This window comes from Pseudoalteromonas sp. Angola-4 (genome assembly GCF_028599265.1).
Classification (GTDB): Bacteria; Pseudomonadota; Gammaproteobacteria; order Enterobacterales; family Alteromonadaceae; genus Pseudoalteromonas; species Pseudoalteromonas atlantica.
In genome coordinates, this window is the sequence record NZ_JAQREK010000005.1 from 100,620 (window position 1) to 117,759 (window position 17,140).

Here is a 17,140-nt window from a genome sequence, read left to right on the forward strand (position 1 = left end):
TAGGGTGTACCATTATGTAATTACTAAAAAGAAGATAAATTGTGAGTAACTACTGCAACCTAAATTAATGTAATAAATCAAGGCGCTTAAAAACGCTCAAGCTCGCATGACGATACTATATAACATATAATATCGGCAAATTTATACAACGTATTTGAGCTTAATGATGTCGTCTCACTCTACAGCCCCTCGGTTACATCATATTGATTTATTGCGTGGCATTATCATTATATTTATGGTGATTGACCATGGTATGTATTATTGTCTTAATTACTCAGTAACCGATCCTATGACGGTTCCGGGTACCAGCCCTGTTACTTTTTTCACCCGCTTTATTTCGCACTTTTGTGCCCCTTTATTTGTTTTTTTAGCGGGGCTTTCGGCAGCCATAACTGAGCATAAATACACTTCCACTAAAGCATTTTCACAAAGCTTAATTATTCGTGGTTTAGTACTTATTTTGTTTGAATTTACTATCGTCTCATGGTCGTGGAGTTTCAACCCCGCTTTCCCGATGCTATACGCGCAGGTTATTTGGGCAATTGGCTGGGGCTTTGTTATGCTTGGGCTACTTCGTTTAATTGGCTTATATGCTGTATTTATAGCAGGTTTGCTATTAGTGTTCGGCCACAATTTATTTGATGGGGTAAGTTTTGAGCCAAATACGCTGGCAAATACACTGTGGTCTATAGCACATCAAAAAAATGTACTCGAACTGCCTTTCGGTTTTAAAATCAGAACAACCTACCCTGTAGCTCCCATTATAGGCTTAATGGCAATGGCTTATTGCGCTGGCGTTTATTACAAAGCAAAAAAATACAGTGCAAAAGCAATAAACCATGCAGCTTTACTGGGCGTTAGTTGCTTAGCTTTATATACAATACTACGCGGTTTTAATTTATATGGTGATACATCAACATTTACTATTCACAGTAATACTCTTGATACCATTATGTCGTTTTTAAACCCAACCAAATATCCGCTGTCGTTACAGTTTATGTTGCTAACAGTAGGCCTTGGGCTTATCGCACTTAAATTTTTAAGCCGTCTAAAAACCGATTTTTCACGTGGGTTTTTACAGGTACTTGGCAAAACCAGTATGTTTTCGTACCTTGTACATCTGTATTTGTTGCATGCACTAGCGTGGTTGCTTATCCCTGTTTTGGGGCTTAAATATAGTGATATGACCTACGGTGAAACCCTTGTTGGTTTACCGCCAGGATATGGAATGAGCTACGTAGCTACACTTACTTTTATAGCTGTTGTTATTGGGCTTACCACTTTACTTGCTAAGCGCTACATTACTTGGAAACACAATAACAAACACAGCTTAATTGCTAAATACATTTAAAAAAACAAAAAACCCCGCATAATACTGCGGGGTTTTAGTTGGTAAGCATACTCAGTAATAATCTATAAAAAGCTTTTACCGCTTTGTTTAAGAGTCACAGTTTGAGCAAAAGTGCTTTTAATTAATAAACCGCATCGCACATCATTTTTAGAAATTTCAATCTTATCAATAGTGCTTAAATCATAATTAACTACTTTGTTTTCACATCTAAGCTGCACTTTAGATAACGGCTTGTCTGATTTAAGTTCCACTTCACTTTTAGACAAGAGCGGTAAAACAGCCTGCTCAGATTCAAGTGAAATTTGCTGACTTATTTCACCCGAATTTTTATATATATCGTTCACTTGCGCTAATAGCTGTGCTTTATTTTGCTCTGAAAAGATTATTGAATCAATATTGTCTAGTGCATCAATCGCATCGTAAGCGCGCACAAAATCTTGTTTTGATATAAACCATTGCAGTGCATTTTTAATTACACGCTTTTTTATTTGATCTGGTAAGTTATCTCTAAACAAAAAAGCTTCATAAATATGCTTATCAAATTTTTCCCAGTCTTTTACAAAGTAGCTATATTGGCTTTTTAGCCACGCCAATAAAACTATTTCAACGGTGTTTTTAGTATGCTCGTTTTCAAGTTCTGTAATATATGTTTTAGCCTCATCGTATTTTTTATCATCAATAAGCTGGCTGGCTTTTTTATAATCGTCGAAAAAGCCAGGAGATGCTTGATCGTTAGAAAAACTAGCGTGCACATTTTGTGAGCTTACCTTAATTGTTTTAGCTGTGGGTACAGCATTACCATTTATGCGCGCGCTTTTATAATTGAGTTTGGAAACGTAATCGATGGCTTCTCTTTGATATTTTTTTTGTCCTGCCGTGGCCACAATTTCGATATCACTTACCTGCCCGTTTTCATCAACCACGTAGCTGCTTAAGTTAATGCCTTCTAACCTTGATGCGCGTGGTGAGGTATTAGTCAGTTGATCGTAATTTTTATTTATTACCTGTGCAGGTACAAAGTCATCCGCTGATACTGGTGGTAGAGTTAAGGTTGAAGCTAAAGAAAGTGTGAGTAAACGTTTTTTCATCGAGTTATCCATCCTAGATTATGTTTCTAATATAAAAACAAAGGTACTCCATAAATCCAAATAAATCCAAATAAATCCAAATAAATCCATAAAAGCATGTCATTTTTTCATCAATTTTATACCAATCCGTTTAATTAATTTCTCTATTGTGAGGTTGGAAAAACGTGTTGCTAACCAGCAAAATAATCTTATTTAGTTGTTCTAAATAATATTTTAACGCCGATAATGGGTCGTTTAGGCACACGAAATGATTGAGTATGGCGAGTAGGTATTATAAAACTCAAGCATAAAAAAAGGCGCCTTTCATAGCGCCTTTGGATTCAAGTATGTGTGCTTAAGACATATCTTGATAGGAGTGGGTTGTATTAAACGAAATAGCTTTATCAAAGCCAGGAAGCTCTATCCCTGCTTCGCCGATTACAATGTCGTTATCGTCAATGGCGCCATCACCAAAACGATAGACTAATTCGTACTTACCAAGGTCAGCTTGCGTTTTATAAGTATGTTGCGCGGCAATAACAGATGTATTTTTATCTGCATAACTACTCATAACCTCATCACCGTGGCGCTTAGCAAGCATTTGCAGTGTTACTTTAGCGCTCAGTACAGTGGCTGTGGCGTTATTTCCGCCAAAACCTTTTGAGTTTATAAAGGCTATGTCCATATCGCCACAGTCGTAGTGGCTGTTACGTATATCTAAATGATCTGCATAAACATCGTCAGCAACTTTATCTATGGTAGTAATGCCCGGCATAATATTATGGCTAAATACACCCAGCGCAATCGCTAGCTGATCGCCACTAGCAGGGGCAATTGTATGCCCTACATAGGCTTTAGGCGCAGTTACTTTCCAGCTATCAATGGCAAACGTTTGCGCTACTTTATGGTAAATAAGTGACTCTGTGACTCTATTTTGCGGTGTGCTTGATCCATGCGCTAAAATAAAGCTGCGCTTTTGCAGCGCCTCTTTACCTAATATGCTTTTTGCAAGCGCTACAGATTTAGCCATGGTAATGTAATTACCAGGGCCAGGAGAAGTGATTGATTTTTTTATGCCATCAGCATTTACAAATACATCAGGTACAGAGCCCATAATGTCTGCACCTAGTTCAAGTGCTAACGCATCGTCCATTAAAATAGCCACTTGTGCACCTTCACCTAATGTAAAGCCGCAGTTTTCACCAAATGGACGGCTGCTTTTACGGTAATCGGGCTCTTGTTCACTGCTTAAATTATCTAAACGGCGCAGGCCTTCAACATTGGCAAGGGCGCTCATATTGCCAAAACCTTCGACCACTTCTGGCGTAATAGCGCATTCAACACTTGCTACCACCGCAACACGGGTACGTCCTGCTTGAATATCGTTTACTGCAGCGCGTAAGTTATATAAAAATGTTGCACATGCGCCCGAGGTAGAAAACGTAGTCCCTACATTACCTGTAACGTACGCGTTTATAAAATCGGTCGACATCGTATTTAAGCCAAGTGCTAATTGCTTAGTACTAACACGATCGCCCTGCTGGCGCGCTTTAACTAAACCACCTAATCCTTTATCGTCCATTTGGCCAATAACAGAGGCTGAATAGGTACCAATTTTATCTGGCTCTACGCTATTCATTATACGTTGCCAGTCAAGGCCCGTTGACTTAATGGCATCATTTGCTGCAAATATAGTCGCTTGCAAACCACGCGGCTGGTAACGGCTGTTATACATAATTGATGGATCAAACCCAGTAGGAAACTGCCCCGCCGATTTAATTGGGTTATCACGTGTAGAATCAAGCTTTACGTCTAAATCTGCGGCTATTGTTACTTTTACTTTTTTGCCCTCAAGCGCTTGTACTTCCCAGCTTGCAGGCACTGGGGTTGGTAAGTCGCGCGCGCGAGTTTCAAATACTATTGCGTTTTCGTCAGACGACTTTAACGTCATTTTTTGCTGCCAAGGGGTGGCGTCTGCGTCAAAATGCTCTTTTTCAATTTTACGAATAAGTGTGCCAGCTATAATTTGCTCACCAAAGCGTGCTTCTATGTCGCTTTGCTCAACATTATTACCGTTTGTATCTTGTAATTGACCATCAACAACGCGTACTAAGTTCATTAATGTGGCGAGGCCTAAATATGTTTCACTACGAGCTTGTGCGTCTAATGCGTCTAACACGATACGGCGGTAACCTTGATGAAAAGAAGTACGGCCAGCGGCGTTAATACCACCCATGCCTACTATTACGGGTAATGCTGTCATAATTAACCTTTAAAACGTGTTATAGGAGAAGCCAACAGTTTAATTGGATTAACCATAGCGCTTTATGCTTTAATAGCCAAATATTAAGCATTTAAGGCCAAAAAGTACTGGTCGGAGCATTCACATGCAAAACAAAACTGTCAACCCAGCGTTAAATATTGCCATAGCAGTGTATCCGCATTTGCTTATTACTAGTTTAACACTGCCTATAGAAATGCTTAGAGCAGGTGAGGCTTATGCAAAAGGCCATTTAAGTCACACGGATTTTAGACCGCTTAGTATAAACTTAATTGCTAAAAATATTGAGCCAATACAAAACCGTAGTGGGCTTGCCATAGTACCCGACGGCACTACACACAACGCCCCGTACAACGATTTAATTATAGTACCCGGCATATGGCGAAACCCCCGCCCTGTCGTACGTACTAATAAAGAAGTGGTTGAATGGCTACAAGAAAGCTTTGAAACCGGCAGTCATATAATTGGTGTAGGTACGGGTAATTGCCTAGTTGCAGAAGCGGGCTTACTTGATGGCCACCCTGCTACAACCCACTGGCATTATGCAAAACAATTTAGCCACGACTACCCATTGGTAGATTTAAAGCCCGACTTTTTTATCACCCAATCTGAGCGTATGTATACGGTGGCAAGTTTAAATGCGCTTGCAGATGTGATCGTACATATTATTAGCCAATATTATGGCAAGGCGGCTGCGCAACACGTAGAGCGTAACTTCTCGCATGAAGTACGTAAACCCTACGAAGATCAACGCTATCTTGAAGGCGCAGTTGACCGACATCCAGATGAACTTATAGCGCAAATTCAGTTTTGGCTTAAAACTAATTTAGCCAGCGAGTTAAGCTTACAAGAAGTAGCCGCCCAATTTAGTTTAAGCTATCGTACCTTTACACGGCGCTTTAAACTTGCCACTAATCAAAGTGCGATAGAATATTGGCAGCAATTACGGGTAGAAGGCGCTAAAGAGTTGTTAGCATCGTCTAATTTAACGATTCAGGAAGTGGCGCTTGAGGTTGGCTATAACGACCAAGGGCATTTAACACGCATATTTAAAAAAGTGCTAAGCCAAACGCCAAGCGAGTACAGAAAAGTAGTACGAAGAAAACTATTTGGCTAATGCAAATAATAACGCCACTAAATTAGTGGCGTTAAATCAGTGGTTTTCTGTGTCGTTACAGTCTTTTCGGTAGTAACGTTTTTGATAATTTTTTACTTTAGTGTGTACGCCTTTACTTAAGCTTTTAAATTTTACCTCAAGTACATCTACGCCGTATAAAATACCAACCACCAGCACCGAAAGTTTAATAGCAGCAGCTAGATTGTCAGTGGCTATCATTACGCCAATTGAGGCAAGCACCCAAATGGTTGCAGCTGAGGTTACCCCAACTACGGCCCCGTCTTTTGCAAGCATAACGCCAGCGCCTAAAAAGCCAATGCCTGTAATTATTTACCCCACTACACGAGAATGATCAATCACATCGCCTTTTAAGTTAAATGCAGTTGCTAAAAACAAATACGTGCCCAGCGTTATTAAAGCTGAGGTACGAATACCCACAGGTTTTCGGTTCTTAGCCGTTGGTCACCAAATGCTGACATTTTACAAAAATCACTGAGCGCTATAGGTACGTACTGGCAATCTATTGCGAGTTGTTTATCGCTTCCTGGCTTGTAAAATGGGTAGTGAACATACATGTCATGATCAATAGTAACCCTTACTCAAGTATTGGCTTGAGTCGCATAAATTAATAATGCGGGTTTTAGGTTCATTATGTTTTGGGTAATCACGTAAGTAACTATTAAACGTAATTACATTTTCGAACGATTGAGCAAGTGCTTGCTCGTTGTTATCAACCACTATTAAGGTTTTAAATACTACTTTTCCTAGTTAAGTCAGAAATACTTTGCGCATGTTAACGCTTTTGTACACTGGTACGGTCTGACTCTTCTGGGGTATTAGCCATTTTTGCTCTAATGGGGTTTAAATCTACAAAGCCATACAGGCGACAAGTGCGGCTTCATCAGCAGTGCTTGTGAGCTAAATCGCCCCTCCAAAAACCTACCTGTGCAGTTATCTTCTTTATTTGGTTTGCGGGCAATGTCTTCATTTAGTAATCGCATAAACCAGCTAATGCTTGCTAGACGTTCACAGTATTGGTTTACTGTTTGATTAAAAGTGATAAGTTCCGCTTTATTATTTAGCCTATTCGCTTTTTTATCATCAATATACAACACTAAGTATGTATGATTGCTCATAACAGCATAAGCACAGACGTCAACACAAAATACCTTGGCTAACTCAAGCAGTTTGCTTAAACCCAGCCTCTACGATGCTCGTAAGACTTGCCTGTAAAATGGTCTTCGCCACATAAAAATGCACGGCGTACTCAACGTGATATACAGTGGTAGTACTTTGTATCAACCAAACTTATTTGACACTTCCTTGCAATTGCCATAAGACATCCTGCTTACTTTTCACACTGATAAAAGCCTAGGACTTAATTCACTAAACTGCAAAAATTACGATGAATGTCACTTTTATTGATTATTCCCAGAGACCGCAGGACGATTAAGAGATGTATTCATAACTGATAGAGTCAATGTAGCTATATTAACCGATGGGGAAGATGCAAAGCTTATGGCAAAAAGAAAGACCTGACCCCATTATTTCTTTTGAGGTCGAATTACTTAATTTTTAGTTTTAGAGAATGTCATGCGCAGCAGGATTATTAAGTCATGCTGCGTTTTACTGTTTAGTTATTCATCAATTTATTTTTAAAACATACCATTATCATGTGCGAACTCGGTTGGTATTGTTTGTACCGCATCCCAGTGTTCGACAATCATGCCATCTTCTAATCGCCATAAGTCGCTAAATGCAGTGGGCTGATCATCAAAAACCCCCTCTGATTGAGTAAATACAAAGTTGCCTTCCGCAACTATATTATGCATTTTGGTATAGCCAAAAGAGATATTATTATTAGTTAAATCGTTTATAAATTGCTTTAACCCTTCTCTGCCTTCAGGCACAAATGGACTATGTTGAATATAATTTTTAGCAATGTATTTATCAATCGCGTCTTGTTTTCCGTTGATAAAAAGCGCATCAATTAATTGGCTGACACGTTGTTTGTTTTCGGCTGTTTTGTCTAGGTCTTTAATTTCAGTTGACCCGCCAGTCATACTACGCCCGCTGACTGTGTCAATAATTTCATTCTGAATGACATCCCAATGTTCTACCACTTTGTTGTTTTTAACTTTAAAGAGATCTATCGCGACTTTAGCGCCATTAACCTGAGCTTGTTGGTGAATCATAACAAGGTCGTTTTCTGCAATAATACGTATTGGTGTGATGGTTATTTCGGTTTGTTGGCGTTCGAGTAAATCGATGAAATCGAGTAGTCCAGCTCTGCCATCTGCGACTACGGGGTTATGTTGGCGATATTCAGGCGCGGTGTACTGTAATATGTAATCACGATCAAATTTCACAATGCCTAGTTCTAATAGACCCAGCGCAATTTCTTTATTGGTGTTTTGCTGGTTAGCGCAAGCTGTGACACTTAATGCCAATCCAACGGCTGCGGTCTTTTTTATTAATGATTTCATCTTTTTTATCCTTTTTGTGGGGCTTTATTTATGTTTTAATTATTATGAATATATGGCTTCTTAAAAGGAAGTAGGCACTTTTTAGTAACTGGAATAAAGATGAAAAAACAAAACGAAATTGAAAAAGCATTGGGATTAGACTTATGTCCTATTCGAACAATACTCGCTCAAATTAGTGATAAATGGACATTATTAGTCATTATAATTCTGGGTGATGAAGAGCTTCGATTTTCGCATATTGCCAAGAAGATACCGGATATATCTCAGCGAATGTTAACGCAAACGTTACGCAAATTAGAACGAGATGGATTAGTGCTTCGTAGAGTCACTCCAACAATACCACCGCGGGTTGACTATAAAATAACAGCGCTGGGGAAATCATTATTTGAGCCTTTAGATAGCATGTCTAAATGGGCTCAAGATAATCAAGCTGCGGTGCTTGCGGCACGCAGTAAATTCGATCTAGAAGCTGAAAAACTAAAAACCACATAGTGTAATGCTATTTTGTGCTTATTGCTCTGAATGATATTTTCGGGAATAACATTAAAATAAACAGCCACTCCAATTTTACACTAATCTGGCGCGCCACTAAATTTACTATTTGGCCTAAGAGTTCATCTCTTTTTATATCTTTACTCGCGCGTCACACATTAAATAAACCATTATCACTGTTAAACCTGAATTAAGCGCATGGAAATATCTACATAACTGTAGCTTTAATTTTACTGAGTAGTTTAAGCTTTATGCGAGTAGTTTTTCGCAGTTACTTATATTTGATCATCGTTTCCGCTTTAAACCTTTACAGTAACCTGCTTGGGAGTGGATCTGCCCACTGCACCATGGAATAAACGCGTAAATTGTGTGATGAGTTTTAACCAATTTTCTGGGGGAGATATTAAGTCTTTCGAGGAAGGGGGAGTGTGTACTTTCAATATACCCTCGCTTGTCTTCTCGTAAGCAACGCCCTGTTAATTCAAAAAGTTCAAGGTACGATTTAAGCTCAAACGGGAGTCCTTTTGGCATTACCTGACGTGACATACCTGCAAAGCGAAGGAGTTGTTTTGGTTGTTTGCTATCCTTTTTTGCGCATGTTAAACGCTTTTGTACACTGGTATGGTCTGGCTCTTCTCGGGTATTAGCCATTTTTACTCTAATGGGGTTTAAATCTACATAAGCCATACAGGCGACAAGTGCGGCTTCATCAAGCAATGCTTGTGAGCTAAATCGCCCCTCCTACAAAATTGTATGGAACAACTTTGAACGCCATAGGCGGCCCGAAGGGTGAGCGCTATGGATGGCAGCGAATAAAACCTACCTGTGAGTTATCTTCTTTATTTGCTTTTCAGGCAAAATGTCTTCATTTAGTAATCGCATAAACCAGCTAATGCTTGCTAGACGTTCACGGTATTGGTTTACTGTTTGATTAAAAATGATAAGTTCTGCTTTACTTAGCTTTCACTCTGTGTGTACTTTTGCGTAAGCACGTTGCCTTCACAGAGTTTATGCCAACGAATAACAATCGCTTTATCATTTAGCCTATTCACTTTCTTATCATCAACATACAACACTAAGTGTGTATGATTACTCATTACAGTGTAAGCACACACATCAATACAAAATATCATTGCTAACTCAAGCAGTTTGTCTTCAACCCAGCCTCTACGATGCTCATAAGACTTGCCTGTAAAATGGTCTTCACCACACTAAAAAGCACGGCGCACGCAACAAGAAATACAGTGGTAGTATTTTGTATCAAGCAAACTTATTTGACGCTTTCTTGCAATAGCCATAAGGCACCTTGCTTACTTTTCACATTGCATAGAAGCTAGCCTCTAACTTCGAAAAGTGCAAAATTTAGAGTGGGTGTCTGGTTAGTTTTACTGATGTTCTTTAACATCTACGCCATATAACCCTTTACCCACTGTTTTGCACGCTTTTAAAGCTGCCTCTAATACGACTTTTGGTAATTCAAAGGTAGGTAGCGTCTCAAAACCACCCGAGACAAACCGTTTAGCATCGTGATTATAAATTTGCCAATGGTTGCGCGCCATTAAGTAGCGACACGTATATATAGCGCGGCCATTTAATACCCCTACTCGCCAATCGTATTCTGTGTACATGTTTTCTTGTGAAAGTACCAATGCGCTATATTCAAACAGCTCAGTTAATTTAGCTTCAAGCTCACCGCGGTTTGCAACTTTAAACACCCCTTTTGAGAACGACCCTTCAGGCATTTTTAAAACCAGAGGATAGGTAAATGCCTCTTCTAATTGCTCAAGCGTTTGCGCTGATTGATCAGCCACTACAACCGTTTTTAAACTGGGCACTTTTTGATAATTAAACGCATCGTGTAAATACACTTTATTACAACAACGTAAAATAGATTCAGCATCGTCAATAACCACTAAACCTAGGCTTTGTGCTTTGCTTGCAAGGCGATACGTTGGATGGTCAATCGCTGTAGTTTGGCGAATAAATAACGCATCAAACTGGGCAATATTGTCTATTTCATCAAAACTGAGTGCTTGCGCATTAATACCATGCTTAGCCGCGGCTTTTATAAAGCGGGCTATGGCGTCTTTATCACTCGGTGGTACTTTTTCGTTATGATCAACCAGTATTGCCATACCCCATCTAAAACGGCGCTGCACAGTACCAATACGCCATTGGGTTTAGGTAAACGTATTTAATGTTGCTACAAAATTGTTGTATTGCTCCTCGTTTAAAGAACTTAGCAAACCTTGCTGTAACAAGCCTTATTCATCTACAAATAAAATAGGCGCTGGGTATTGTTTAAATACCGATTTAGCCGCTTTACTTTGTAATTCGTTTAATGCATTACCAAAGTAAATTTCGCCATCAATTTGCCCAATATTTAACATAGGAGCTTGGCCGCTTCGAAGCGCGTTTATTGTTTTAACGCTGTGTAAAACTTGGTGTTTACGCGCCTCTGCAAGCAAAGAGCAATAGTAACCCTTACTCAAGTATTGGCTTGAGTCGCATAAATTAATAATGCGGGTTTTAGGTTCATTATGTTTTGGGTAATCACGTAAGTAACTATTAAAGCTAATCACATTGTCGAATGATTGAGCAAGTGTTTGCTCATTGTTATCAACCACTATTAAGGTTTAAAACACGACTTTTCCTAGTTAAGTCAGAAATATAAAAAGCATGCCTAATAAAATACTCAGCACCGTAAATAGAAACACCCAGCGTACTAAGTGGGCATTGCGCGTATCACTTAATACGATGGGTGCTTTAACAAATACCTACTGTAAGTGTTAGCGCTTAAATTGCTTAAGCGACATCTGCTTTATATGCCCTTTTTAAAAACCACACAAACGAGATATTTTTAGCGTAAAGATAAAAAATATTGATTAACTATATTTTCATCTTAATGCAGATTAAAATATACAAAAATAAATATTTTACGAGCGTTAAAAATGTCACACCCTGCCTGCCCACAGTGCCAATCTGAATATGTTTACGAAGACCAACAACTGCTTATATGCCCTGAATGCGCCTATGAATGGAACCCAAATAGTACAAGCGATGAAGACGCAATTTTAGTTAAAGATGCCAACGGCACCCTACTTAACGATGGCGATAAAGTAACCGTAGCCAAAGATTTAAAAATAAAAGGCAGCTCACAAGTGATTAAAATTGGTACCAAAGCGGTGGTTAGACGTGTGCTTGATAAAAAAGATCACGAGTTAGATTGCAAAGTGGATGGTATTGGCGAAATGATGGTAACAGCGAAGTTTGTGAAAAAATCTAACTAGTTGGGTAGGTCGGATAAATGGCGAGGCCATCCTGCATGTCTCGCCACAACGATCTAAATGGTTAATTTTATTGAGTTATTGGTGAACATTCGTTAACAACTGCTAAACCCAAGTCTATGTGAGCGACAATATAGCCATATTCCTTCTTTGACAATTTGCCAGTTTTATACTGCTCTTTTGCCGACTTATGGTTCCAAGATTGACCACATCTTGGCTCTGGAATTTGAAGGTCTAGGGTAAGTAGGTATTCCTTTTCTTTATCTATGGAATACCCTTTTTTCACAGAGCTTTTCGCGCAAAGGCTAAGTGCATATTCAACCGCAAACTTATCAACGCTTGGTAAACCAACAAACTCCACATCACACCCTAAAACGCGTTCGCCAGAAGCCTTCGTGTAATAAAGTTCACCTGTTGAGCAAGCTGATAATAAAAAGAGTATTGCGGATATTGATAAAAATCTATGAATCAAAATACTTACTTGTATACTTAACACCCGATAAAGCGGACTAAAATTGTTGGTTATAATATAGAGCGAAGCGGAACTGAGCCAACTGTTTTAGTTTCGCCTGAATGCCTTGTTAGTCTTCTAGAACACTTGAACGCCATGCCCATTGTGAACTTTCATTTAGGCCAAAACTTTGTTCAATGTGAAGGTTATTCGCGTAACTTAAAGTACAGGTTTCCGAAAACATATCACCGACGTCGAGGTCTTCTGAGAGGTAAATATAATCTTCGGAGTTAAATTCATCACAGACAAAGCCAATGATAATTTGAATGTTCATCGCTGCTAATCGAGTAGCTCTTGATAATAAAGTCAAAATCATTCTTTTGGTTCTTGGATCATCAAACTCCCAGGTAAATTCGGGATTATCTACTATGGGGAAAACCGCATGTGCTATGTGATTTCTTATGTTCCTTACCAAAGAAAAACCAACTGATTTATGTTTGTTTTTTTCAAGGTCTATATCAAAATTAACTTTGAATATATCTTTGTATATTTTCGATACTTCAGTTAATTCATCTACTTTGTGGGAATAATACTCTGGTAATGCTCTTGAAACAAAAACCTCGTCTAACAGCCATGCTGATTGCGCTGAATAACTTCGTTTTCTTTCTATCTTTTTACTAATTTTTTTTAATTTAGAAAACTGTTGTTCATAAACTTGACTTGATAACCGATAAGCCTCTTCAAGTGCATTCGAAATAAATAGAAATCTAGTAATCTGGGTTGCTAGGGAAGAATCATGGTTTGCATTTGAAGTAAGTTCGTCAACTACAGGTTCGCAATAAAAATGAGCTTCCTCATATCTAAAGGTATTCATGTCAACTGATTCAAGTTGACTAGCTAAACGAAGCCATTTGGCAATATTTTGCGTTTTGGCAACACCACACTCAACGATTTCTTTTTTAACTGACTTAAATACTGCTTGCTCATTGCTAAGTAGCTCACAAAATTTACCAAGCTCATGTAGGTGAAGAGTCAACTCTCTAAATGAGCCACAAATCTGACAAAATGATTTCTGCGTGTTCAAAACTTTATTCCTTGAAGACTGACACCTTATTGAACACCATTTTGATGATTTGTAATACACCAAAACGACTTTTAATAATGTTATGAGACACATTAGCTTTATCGGATGGTGCTTCGCTTATCCGACCTACATATAAAACCAATGTTTTATAAAATTTCTACCACATCATATTCATGGTTTTTGCCTGCCATGGTTAGGCTTACTTCATCATCAAGTTGTTTGCCTAAAAGTTGTTTGCCCAGTGGTGCTTCGGGTGTAACCACTTGAATAGTTTGCTCTTTAACTTCAACCGTTAAACCGCCTGCGGCGGGGCCTAAATAAAACCATTTTTGTACCGTGTTTTCATCCTCTAGGCAAACGAGTGAGCTTATAATCACTTTATTATGAGTGGGCTCTTTAAAAATGGCTTCAAATTGTTTAATGCTTTTGTAGCAATCGTTTACGCGCTCAGCTTGGCCTTGTGCTAAATAAGCGGCTTCGAGCCCTAGGGTGTCGTATTGCGTTTCTGCTACGCTTTCTTCGTGAGTTGCGGCGTCGTGCGCGGCTTTGGCAGCTTGTTTAGCGCTGTTTAATTGTGCTTCAAGTGCAAATTTAAGGTGTTCAATTACGTGGGTTTTGTTCATGAGGGAGCGCTAATAACCAATGCTGTAAACTATATGGTTAATTTTAACGGTATAAGGCGCTTAAAACCATTATTTTAAACGCCAAAAAATTTACTTAATCATTTAAACTCGCATTTATGGCATATCCATTAATGCTTGGGTTTTTACATCGAGTTTTTCTTCGTAGTTTTCAGCGCTTAACCCTAAAAGCTCGGGTAACGTGGCAGCAATACAAATAGATGAGAACGTACCGACTACAATGCCGGTAAATAGCGCAATAGCAAAGCCTTGTAATGGCGCACCAGCGAGGAGCCAAACACTTGCAACTGTAGCAAGCGTGGTGCCCGATGTAATAAGCGTGCGCGTTAAGGTGCTTTTTATCGCGCTATTTATAATACTTGCAGGACTAAGTGCGTTATTAGATTTAACACGCAAAAGCTCACGTACTCTATCACCTACTATTATTGAGTCATTAAGTGAATAACCTATAATGGCGAGTAAACTAGCCAGTACGGTTAAATTAAACTCAAGTTGTAATAGCGAAAATAGCCCCAGTACGAGTAGTAAATCATGCACTAGCGCAACCACTGAGCCTACAGCTAAACGCCATTCAAAGCGCACCGCTAAATAAAGCATTACTGCAACCATAGCTGAAAACAGTGCTAAACAGCCTTGCTCAAACAGTTCATCACCCACTTGTGAGCCTATATACGCTGACGATAAAACCTCTGCGTTTATATCTGCGTTTTGAGTTATGGCGCTTTGCCAATCATGACTATTTAGAGTTGAATCGCTGGGCGATTCACGAAGTTGAAAGTGGTTATTACCTTGCGCAGTTAGCTCAAACTCGCCATTGTGATTTTTAGTAATAAATTGCTCAAGCTGCTTTAACTCAACACTTTCACTGGTGGTAAACTCTGTTAGGTAGCCACCGGTAAAGTCGAGTCCAAAATTAAGCCCTTTTTGACTAAGCGTAAATACCGATAGCAATACCAGTATGGCGCTCAAAAGCATGCCTGAAAAACGCAGACGAGTGCCCGCCTCGCCCTTTAAAAAAGTGTTAAGCATGTGCATTTACTCCTGCTTTTTTAGCTAATTTTAAATACAACGTTTGGCTGAGTACTTTTGATACGTACACGCCTGTAAATACAGAGGTTATTAAACCAAGTGCCAATGTTATGGCAAAGCCTTTAACTGGGCCGTAACCTATTCCGTATAAAATAAGTGCGGTGATCATAGTGGTTATATTGGCATCAAATATAGTGTTAGCGGCTTGCTTGTAACCTTCTTGCATAGCTTGATATGCAGAGCGGCCTTTTCTGCGCTCTTCTTTAATTCGCTCAAATATAATAACGTTGGTATCTACCGCCATGCCAATAGTAAGCACAAGCCCAGCAATACCCGGCAGGGTTAACACAACCCCTGGTAATAACGACATTAGCCCCACAAGCGACGTTAAATTTAATAACAGCGCTACGTTTGCAATAAGCCCTAAGCGGCGATACCACATTGCCATAAAGGCAAGTGTCATACCCATGCCCAGCATTAATGCGGCTAAACCATTACTAATGTTTTCGCTGCCAAGGCTTGGCCCAATTGTTTGCTCATGCACTATTGTTACAGGCGCGGTAAGTGAACCTGCACGCAATAATAGGGCTAAATCGGCCGCGGCTTGCTGGCTTTTCATATTAGTAATGCTAAAACGTGAACTTAAATGTTGGGCAATATTGGCTACATTTATTACTTCACTTTTTTTAACGGTTTCGCCCTTCGCGTTTTGAGAGTACTCAGAGTAAACAGTCGCCATAGGCTTACCAATATTGGCTTTTGAAAACGCCGACATAGCATCGCCACCTTGCCCATCTAGGCTAAGTTGTACAAGTGGTTTACCCCAATCGTCGCGCCCTATGTTGGCATTATTAATGTGATCGCCGGTAAAAATAGGTACAGGGTCGAGGTTTATGGTCCCACCCGACTGCATGTTAAATGTTTTACCACCCACTTCTTTTAACTGGTAAAACCCAAGTGATGCAGTTGCACCTATGATGCGCTTAGCCTCTGTTGGGTCTTGCACTCCAGGCAGCTCTATTCGTATACGTTGTTTACCTTGGCGCTGAGTGACGGCTTCGGTAATGCCTAATTCTTCTATGCGTGAGCGAAGTGTGGTGAGTGTTTGGCTCATTACTTCTTTATCAAAGCTGCTGCGCCCTTGCTCTGAATAGGTGAATTTTGCATTTTTAATATCACCATTACTGGTTGTTGAAACTGCTAAATTAGCAAAGCGACTCTGTAGCTCTTCAATAACGGGGTTAAGTTTTTGCACCGCATTTGGCAGCGCGCTAATTTCAAAGCCATGATCCGTTTTCAACGCTTTAAGGCCGTGCGCTTTTTGCTTTATGATGATTGATTTAGCTTGTTGATATGCACTCACTAATTGCTCATCAACGGCTTTGTCTAAATCTACGTCGAGTACAAATAGCACACCGCCATTTAAATCAAGGCCAAGCTTTATTGGTGATAAACCAAATTCTTGCAGCCAAAGTGGGCTTGTTGCATGTTCTACAATTTTAACTTGCGTATTTGGGAACTGCGCCTTTATAGCCGCTTGCGCTTGGGCGCTTTTAGTTGGCTCGTTTAATAAAATATTGATAGTTGATTGCTTATCAAGTCCTTGTTCAACGTTAAAGCCTTGGTTATTTAACAAAGTAACTAATGCGTTAGTACTTGGCACAGCTTGCGTTTCGCTATGTGGTGTATTGCTTACATGCAACCACGATTTATTAGGGTATAAGTTGGGTAATGCGCTAATAGCTAATAAAATCAGCACAATAAGCATGGCTATATAGCTCAATTTAAATTTAGCCATAAATGGCTTTTGATCTTTTTTTACACTTAACATAATTTTCCTTATTGCCAGTAAAT

Annotated in this window: 12 protein-coding genes and 6 pseudogenes; 4 read left to right on the forward strand and 14 right to left on the reverse strand. The window is 39.4% G+C overall.

Translation table 11 applies throughout. The features are described 5' to 3' along the window. The first annotated feature begins 166 nt into the window (after window positions 1-166). Window positions 167-1,351: a DUF1624 domain-containing protein gene (locus tag PSH48_RS08580; protein WP_273611410.1), complete on the forward strand. Its 1,185-nt coding sequence runs from the start codon at window positions 167-169 to the stop codon at window positions 1,349-1,351. Window positions 1,352-1,413: 62 nt separating this feature from the next. Here the strand turns inward: PSH48_RS08580 and PSH48_RS08585 are convergent, their stop codons facing one another. Beyond that, the gene (locus tag PSH48_RS08585) at window positions 1,414-2,439 is read right to left on the reverse strand and encodes an energy transducer TonB (RefSeq protein WP_273611351.1); all 1,026 of its coding nucleotides are present in this window, start codon (window positions 2,437-2,439) and stop codon (window positions 1,414-1,416) included. Window positions 2,440-2,773: 334 nt separating this feature from the next. Then, on the reverse strand, window positions 2,774-4,681 hold the full coding sequence (locus PSH48_RS08590; RefSeq protein ID WP_273611352.1) for a beta-ketoacyl synthase: 1,908 nt from the start codon (window positions 4,679-4,681) through the stop codon (window positions 2,774-2,776). Between the two features lie 124 nt (window positions 4,682-4,805). Here PSH48_RS08590 and PSH48_RS08595 point away from each other — a divergent pair, with 124 nt between their 5' ends. Then, a complete protein-coding gene (locus PSH48_RS08595) occupies window positions 4,806-5,816 on the forward strand; it encodes a GlxA family transcriptional regulator (RefSeq protein ID WP_138540699.1) in 1,011 nt (336 codons plus the stop codon). 36 nt (window positions 5,817-5,852) lie between these two features. Here the strand turns inward: PSH48_RS08595 and PSH48_RS08600 are convergent. From PSH48_RS08600 to PSH48_RS08620, 5 genes and pseudogenes are all read right to left on the reverse strand, one after another. Further along, window positions 5,853-6,260, reverse strand: a pseudogene (locus tag PSH48_RS08600) (MgtC/SapB family protein); the annotation flags it as partial. Next, a pseudogene (locus PSH48_RS21245) lies at window positions 6,230-6,400 on the reverse strand (peptidase C39 family protein); the annotation flags it as partial. The pseudogenes PSH48_RS21245 and PSH48_RS08600, both read right to left, overlap by 31 nt. Before the next feature lies 1 nt (window position 6,401). Continuing rightward, window positions 6,402-6,557: pseudogene (locus PSH48_RS08610) on the reverse strand (RimK-like ATPgrasp N-terminal domain-containing protein); the annotation flags it as partial. Window positions 6,558-6,612: 55 nt separating this feature from the next. After that, a pseudogene (locus PSH48_RS08615) lies at window positions 6,613-7,152 on the reverse strand (transposase); the annotation flags it as partial. 319 nt (window positions 7,153-7,471) lie between these two features. After that, window positions 7,472-8,302 (reverse strand): nuclear transport factor 2 family protein, encoded by an 831-nt coding sequence (locus PSH48_RS08620; protein WP_138540701.1) that lies wholly within the window; start codon window positions 8,300-8,302, stop codon window positions 7,472-7,474. 99 nt (window positions 8,303-8,401) lie between these two features. Here PSH48_RS08620 and PSH48_RS08625 point away from each other — a divergent pair, with 99 nt between their 5' ends. Further along, window positions 8,402-8,794 carry a winged helix-turn-helix transcriptional regulator gene (locus tag PSH48_RS08625; protein ID WP_138540702.1) on the forward strand — a complete coding sequence of 131 codons (393 nt, stop codon included), beginning with the start codon at window positions 8,402-8,404 and terminating at the stop codon, window positions 8,792-8,794. Window positions 8,795-9,079: 285 nt separating this feature from the next. Here PSH48_RS08625 and PSH48_RS08630 read toward each other — a convergent pair. After that, window positions 9,080-10,092: pseudogene (locus PSH48_RS08630) on the reverse strand (transposase). A 90-nt stretch (window positions 10,093-10,182) separates the two neighbouring features. Then, a pseudogene (locus PSH48_RS08635) lies at window positions 10,183-11,424 on the reverse strand (RimK family protein); the annotation flags it as partial. 321 nt (window positions 11,425-11,745) lie between these two features. Between PSH48_RS08635 and PSH48_RS08640 the strand changes: the two are divergent. Continuing rightward, window positions 11,746-12,084 carry a zinc ribbon domain-containing protein YjdM gene (locus tag PSH48_RS08640; RefSeq protein WP_138540703.1) on the forward strand — a complete coding sequence of 113 codons (339 nt, stop codon included), beginning with the start codon at window positions 11,746-11,748 and terminating at the stop codon, window positions 12,082-12,084. 67 nt (window positions 12,085-12,151) lie between these two features. On the opposite strand, the gene PSH48_RS08645 is transcribed toward PSH48_RS08640, so the two are convergent. The 5 genes from PSH48_RS08645 to secD form a co-directional block, all read right to left on the reverse strand. After that, window positions 12,152-12,553 carry a hypothetical protein gene (locus tag PSH48_RS08645; protein ID WP_273611353.1) on the reverse strand — a complete coding sequence of 134 codons (402 nt, stop codon included), beginning with the start codon at window positions 12,551-12,553 and terminating at the stop codon, window positions 12,152-12,154. 109 nt (window positions 12,554-12,662) lie between these two features. Further along, a complete protein-coding gene (locus PSH48_RS08650; RefSeq protein ID WP_138540704.1) occupies window positions 12,663-13,616 on the reverse strand; it encodes a hypothetical protein in 954 nt (317 codons plus the stop codon). 146 nt (window positions 13,617-13,762) lie between these two features. Then, a complete protein-coding gene (locus tag PSH48_RS08655) occupies window positions 13,763-14,239 on the reverse strand; it encodes a GreA/GreB family elongation factor (RefSeq protein WP_138540705.1) in 477 nt (158 codons plus the stop codon). A 114-nt stretch (window positions 14,240-14,353) separates the two neighbouring features. Then, window positions 14,354-15,286, reverse strand: coding sequence for a protein translocase subunit SecF (gene secF / locus PSH48_RS08660; RefSeq protein WP_273611354.1), 933 nt, complete (start codon window positions 15,284-15,286; stop codon window positions 14,354-14,356). Continuing rightward, window positions 15,279-17,117: a protein translocase subunit SecD gene (secD, locus tag PSH48_RS08665; RefSeq protein ID WP_273611355.1), complete on the reverse strand. Its 1,839-nt coding sequence runs from the start codon at window positions 17,115-17,117 to the stop codon at window positions 15,279-15,281. The genes secF and secD overlap by 8 nt, the downstream gene beginning before the upstream one ends. Window positions 17,118-17,140: the final 23 nt, after the last annotated feature.

What these genes read in the sequence shown, in the direction of transcription:
- PSH48_RS08585 (WP_273611351.1), bottom strand. Translation starts at nt 2,439, where the DNA reads ATGAAAAAACGTTTACTCACACTTTCTTTAGCTTCAACCTTAACTCTA.
- PSH48_RS08590 (WP_273611352.1), bottom strand. Translation starts at nt 4,681, where the DNA reads ATGACAGCATTACCCGTAATAGTAGGCATGGGTGGTATTAACGCCGCT.
- PSH48_RS08625 (WP_138540702.1), top strand. Translation starts at nt 8,402, where the DNA reads ATGAAAAAACAAAACGAAATTGAAAAAGCATTGGGATTAGACTTATGT.
- PSH48_RS08655 (WP_138540705.1), bottom strand. Translation starts at nt 14,239, where the DNA reads ATGAACAAAACCCACGTAATTGAACACCTTAAATTTGCACTTGAAGCA.
- secF (WP_273611354.1), bottom strand. Translation starts at nt 15,286, where the DNA reads ATGCTTAACACTTTTTTAAAGGGCGAGGCGGGCACTCGTCTGCGTTTT.
- secD (WP_273611355.1), bottom strand. Translation starts at nt 17,117, where the DNA reads ATGTTAAGTGTAAAAAAAGATCAAAAGCCATTTATGGCTAAATTTAAA.
- PSH48_RS08595 (WP_138540699.1), top strand. Translation starts at nt 4,806, where the DNA reads ATGCAAAACAAAACTGTCAACCCAGCGTTAAATATTGCCATAGCAGTG.
- PSH48_RS08640 (WP_138540703.1), top strand. Translation starts at nt 11,746, where the DNA reads ATGTCACACCCTGCCTGCCCACAGTGCCAATCTGAATATGTTTACGAA.
- PSH48_RS08620 (WP_138540701.1), bottom strand. Translation starts at nt 8,302, where the DNA reads ATGAAATCATTAATAAAAAAGACCGCAGCCGTTGGATTGGCATTAAGT.
- PSH48_RS08580 (WP_273611410.1), top strand. Translation starts at nt 167, where the DNA reads ATGTCGTCTCACTCTACAGCCCCTCGGTTACATCATATTGATTTATTG.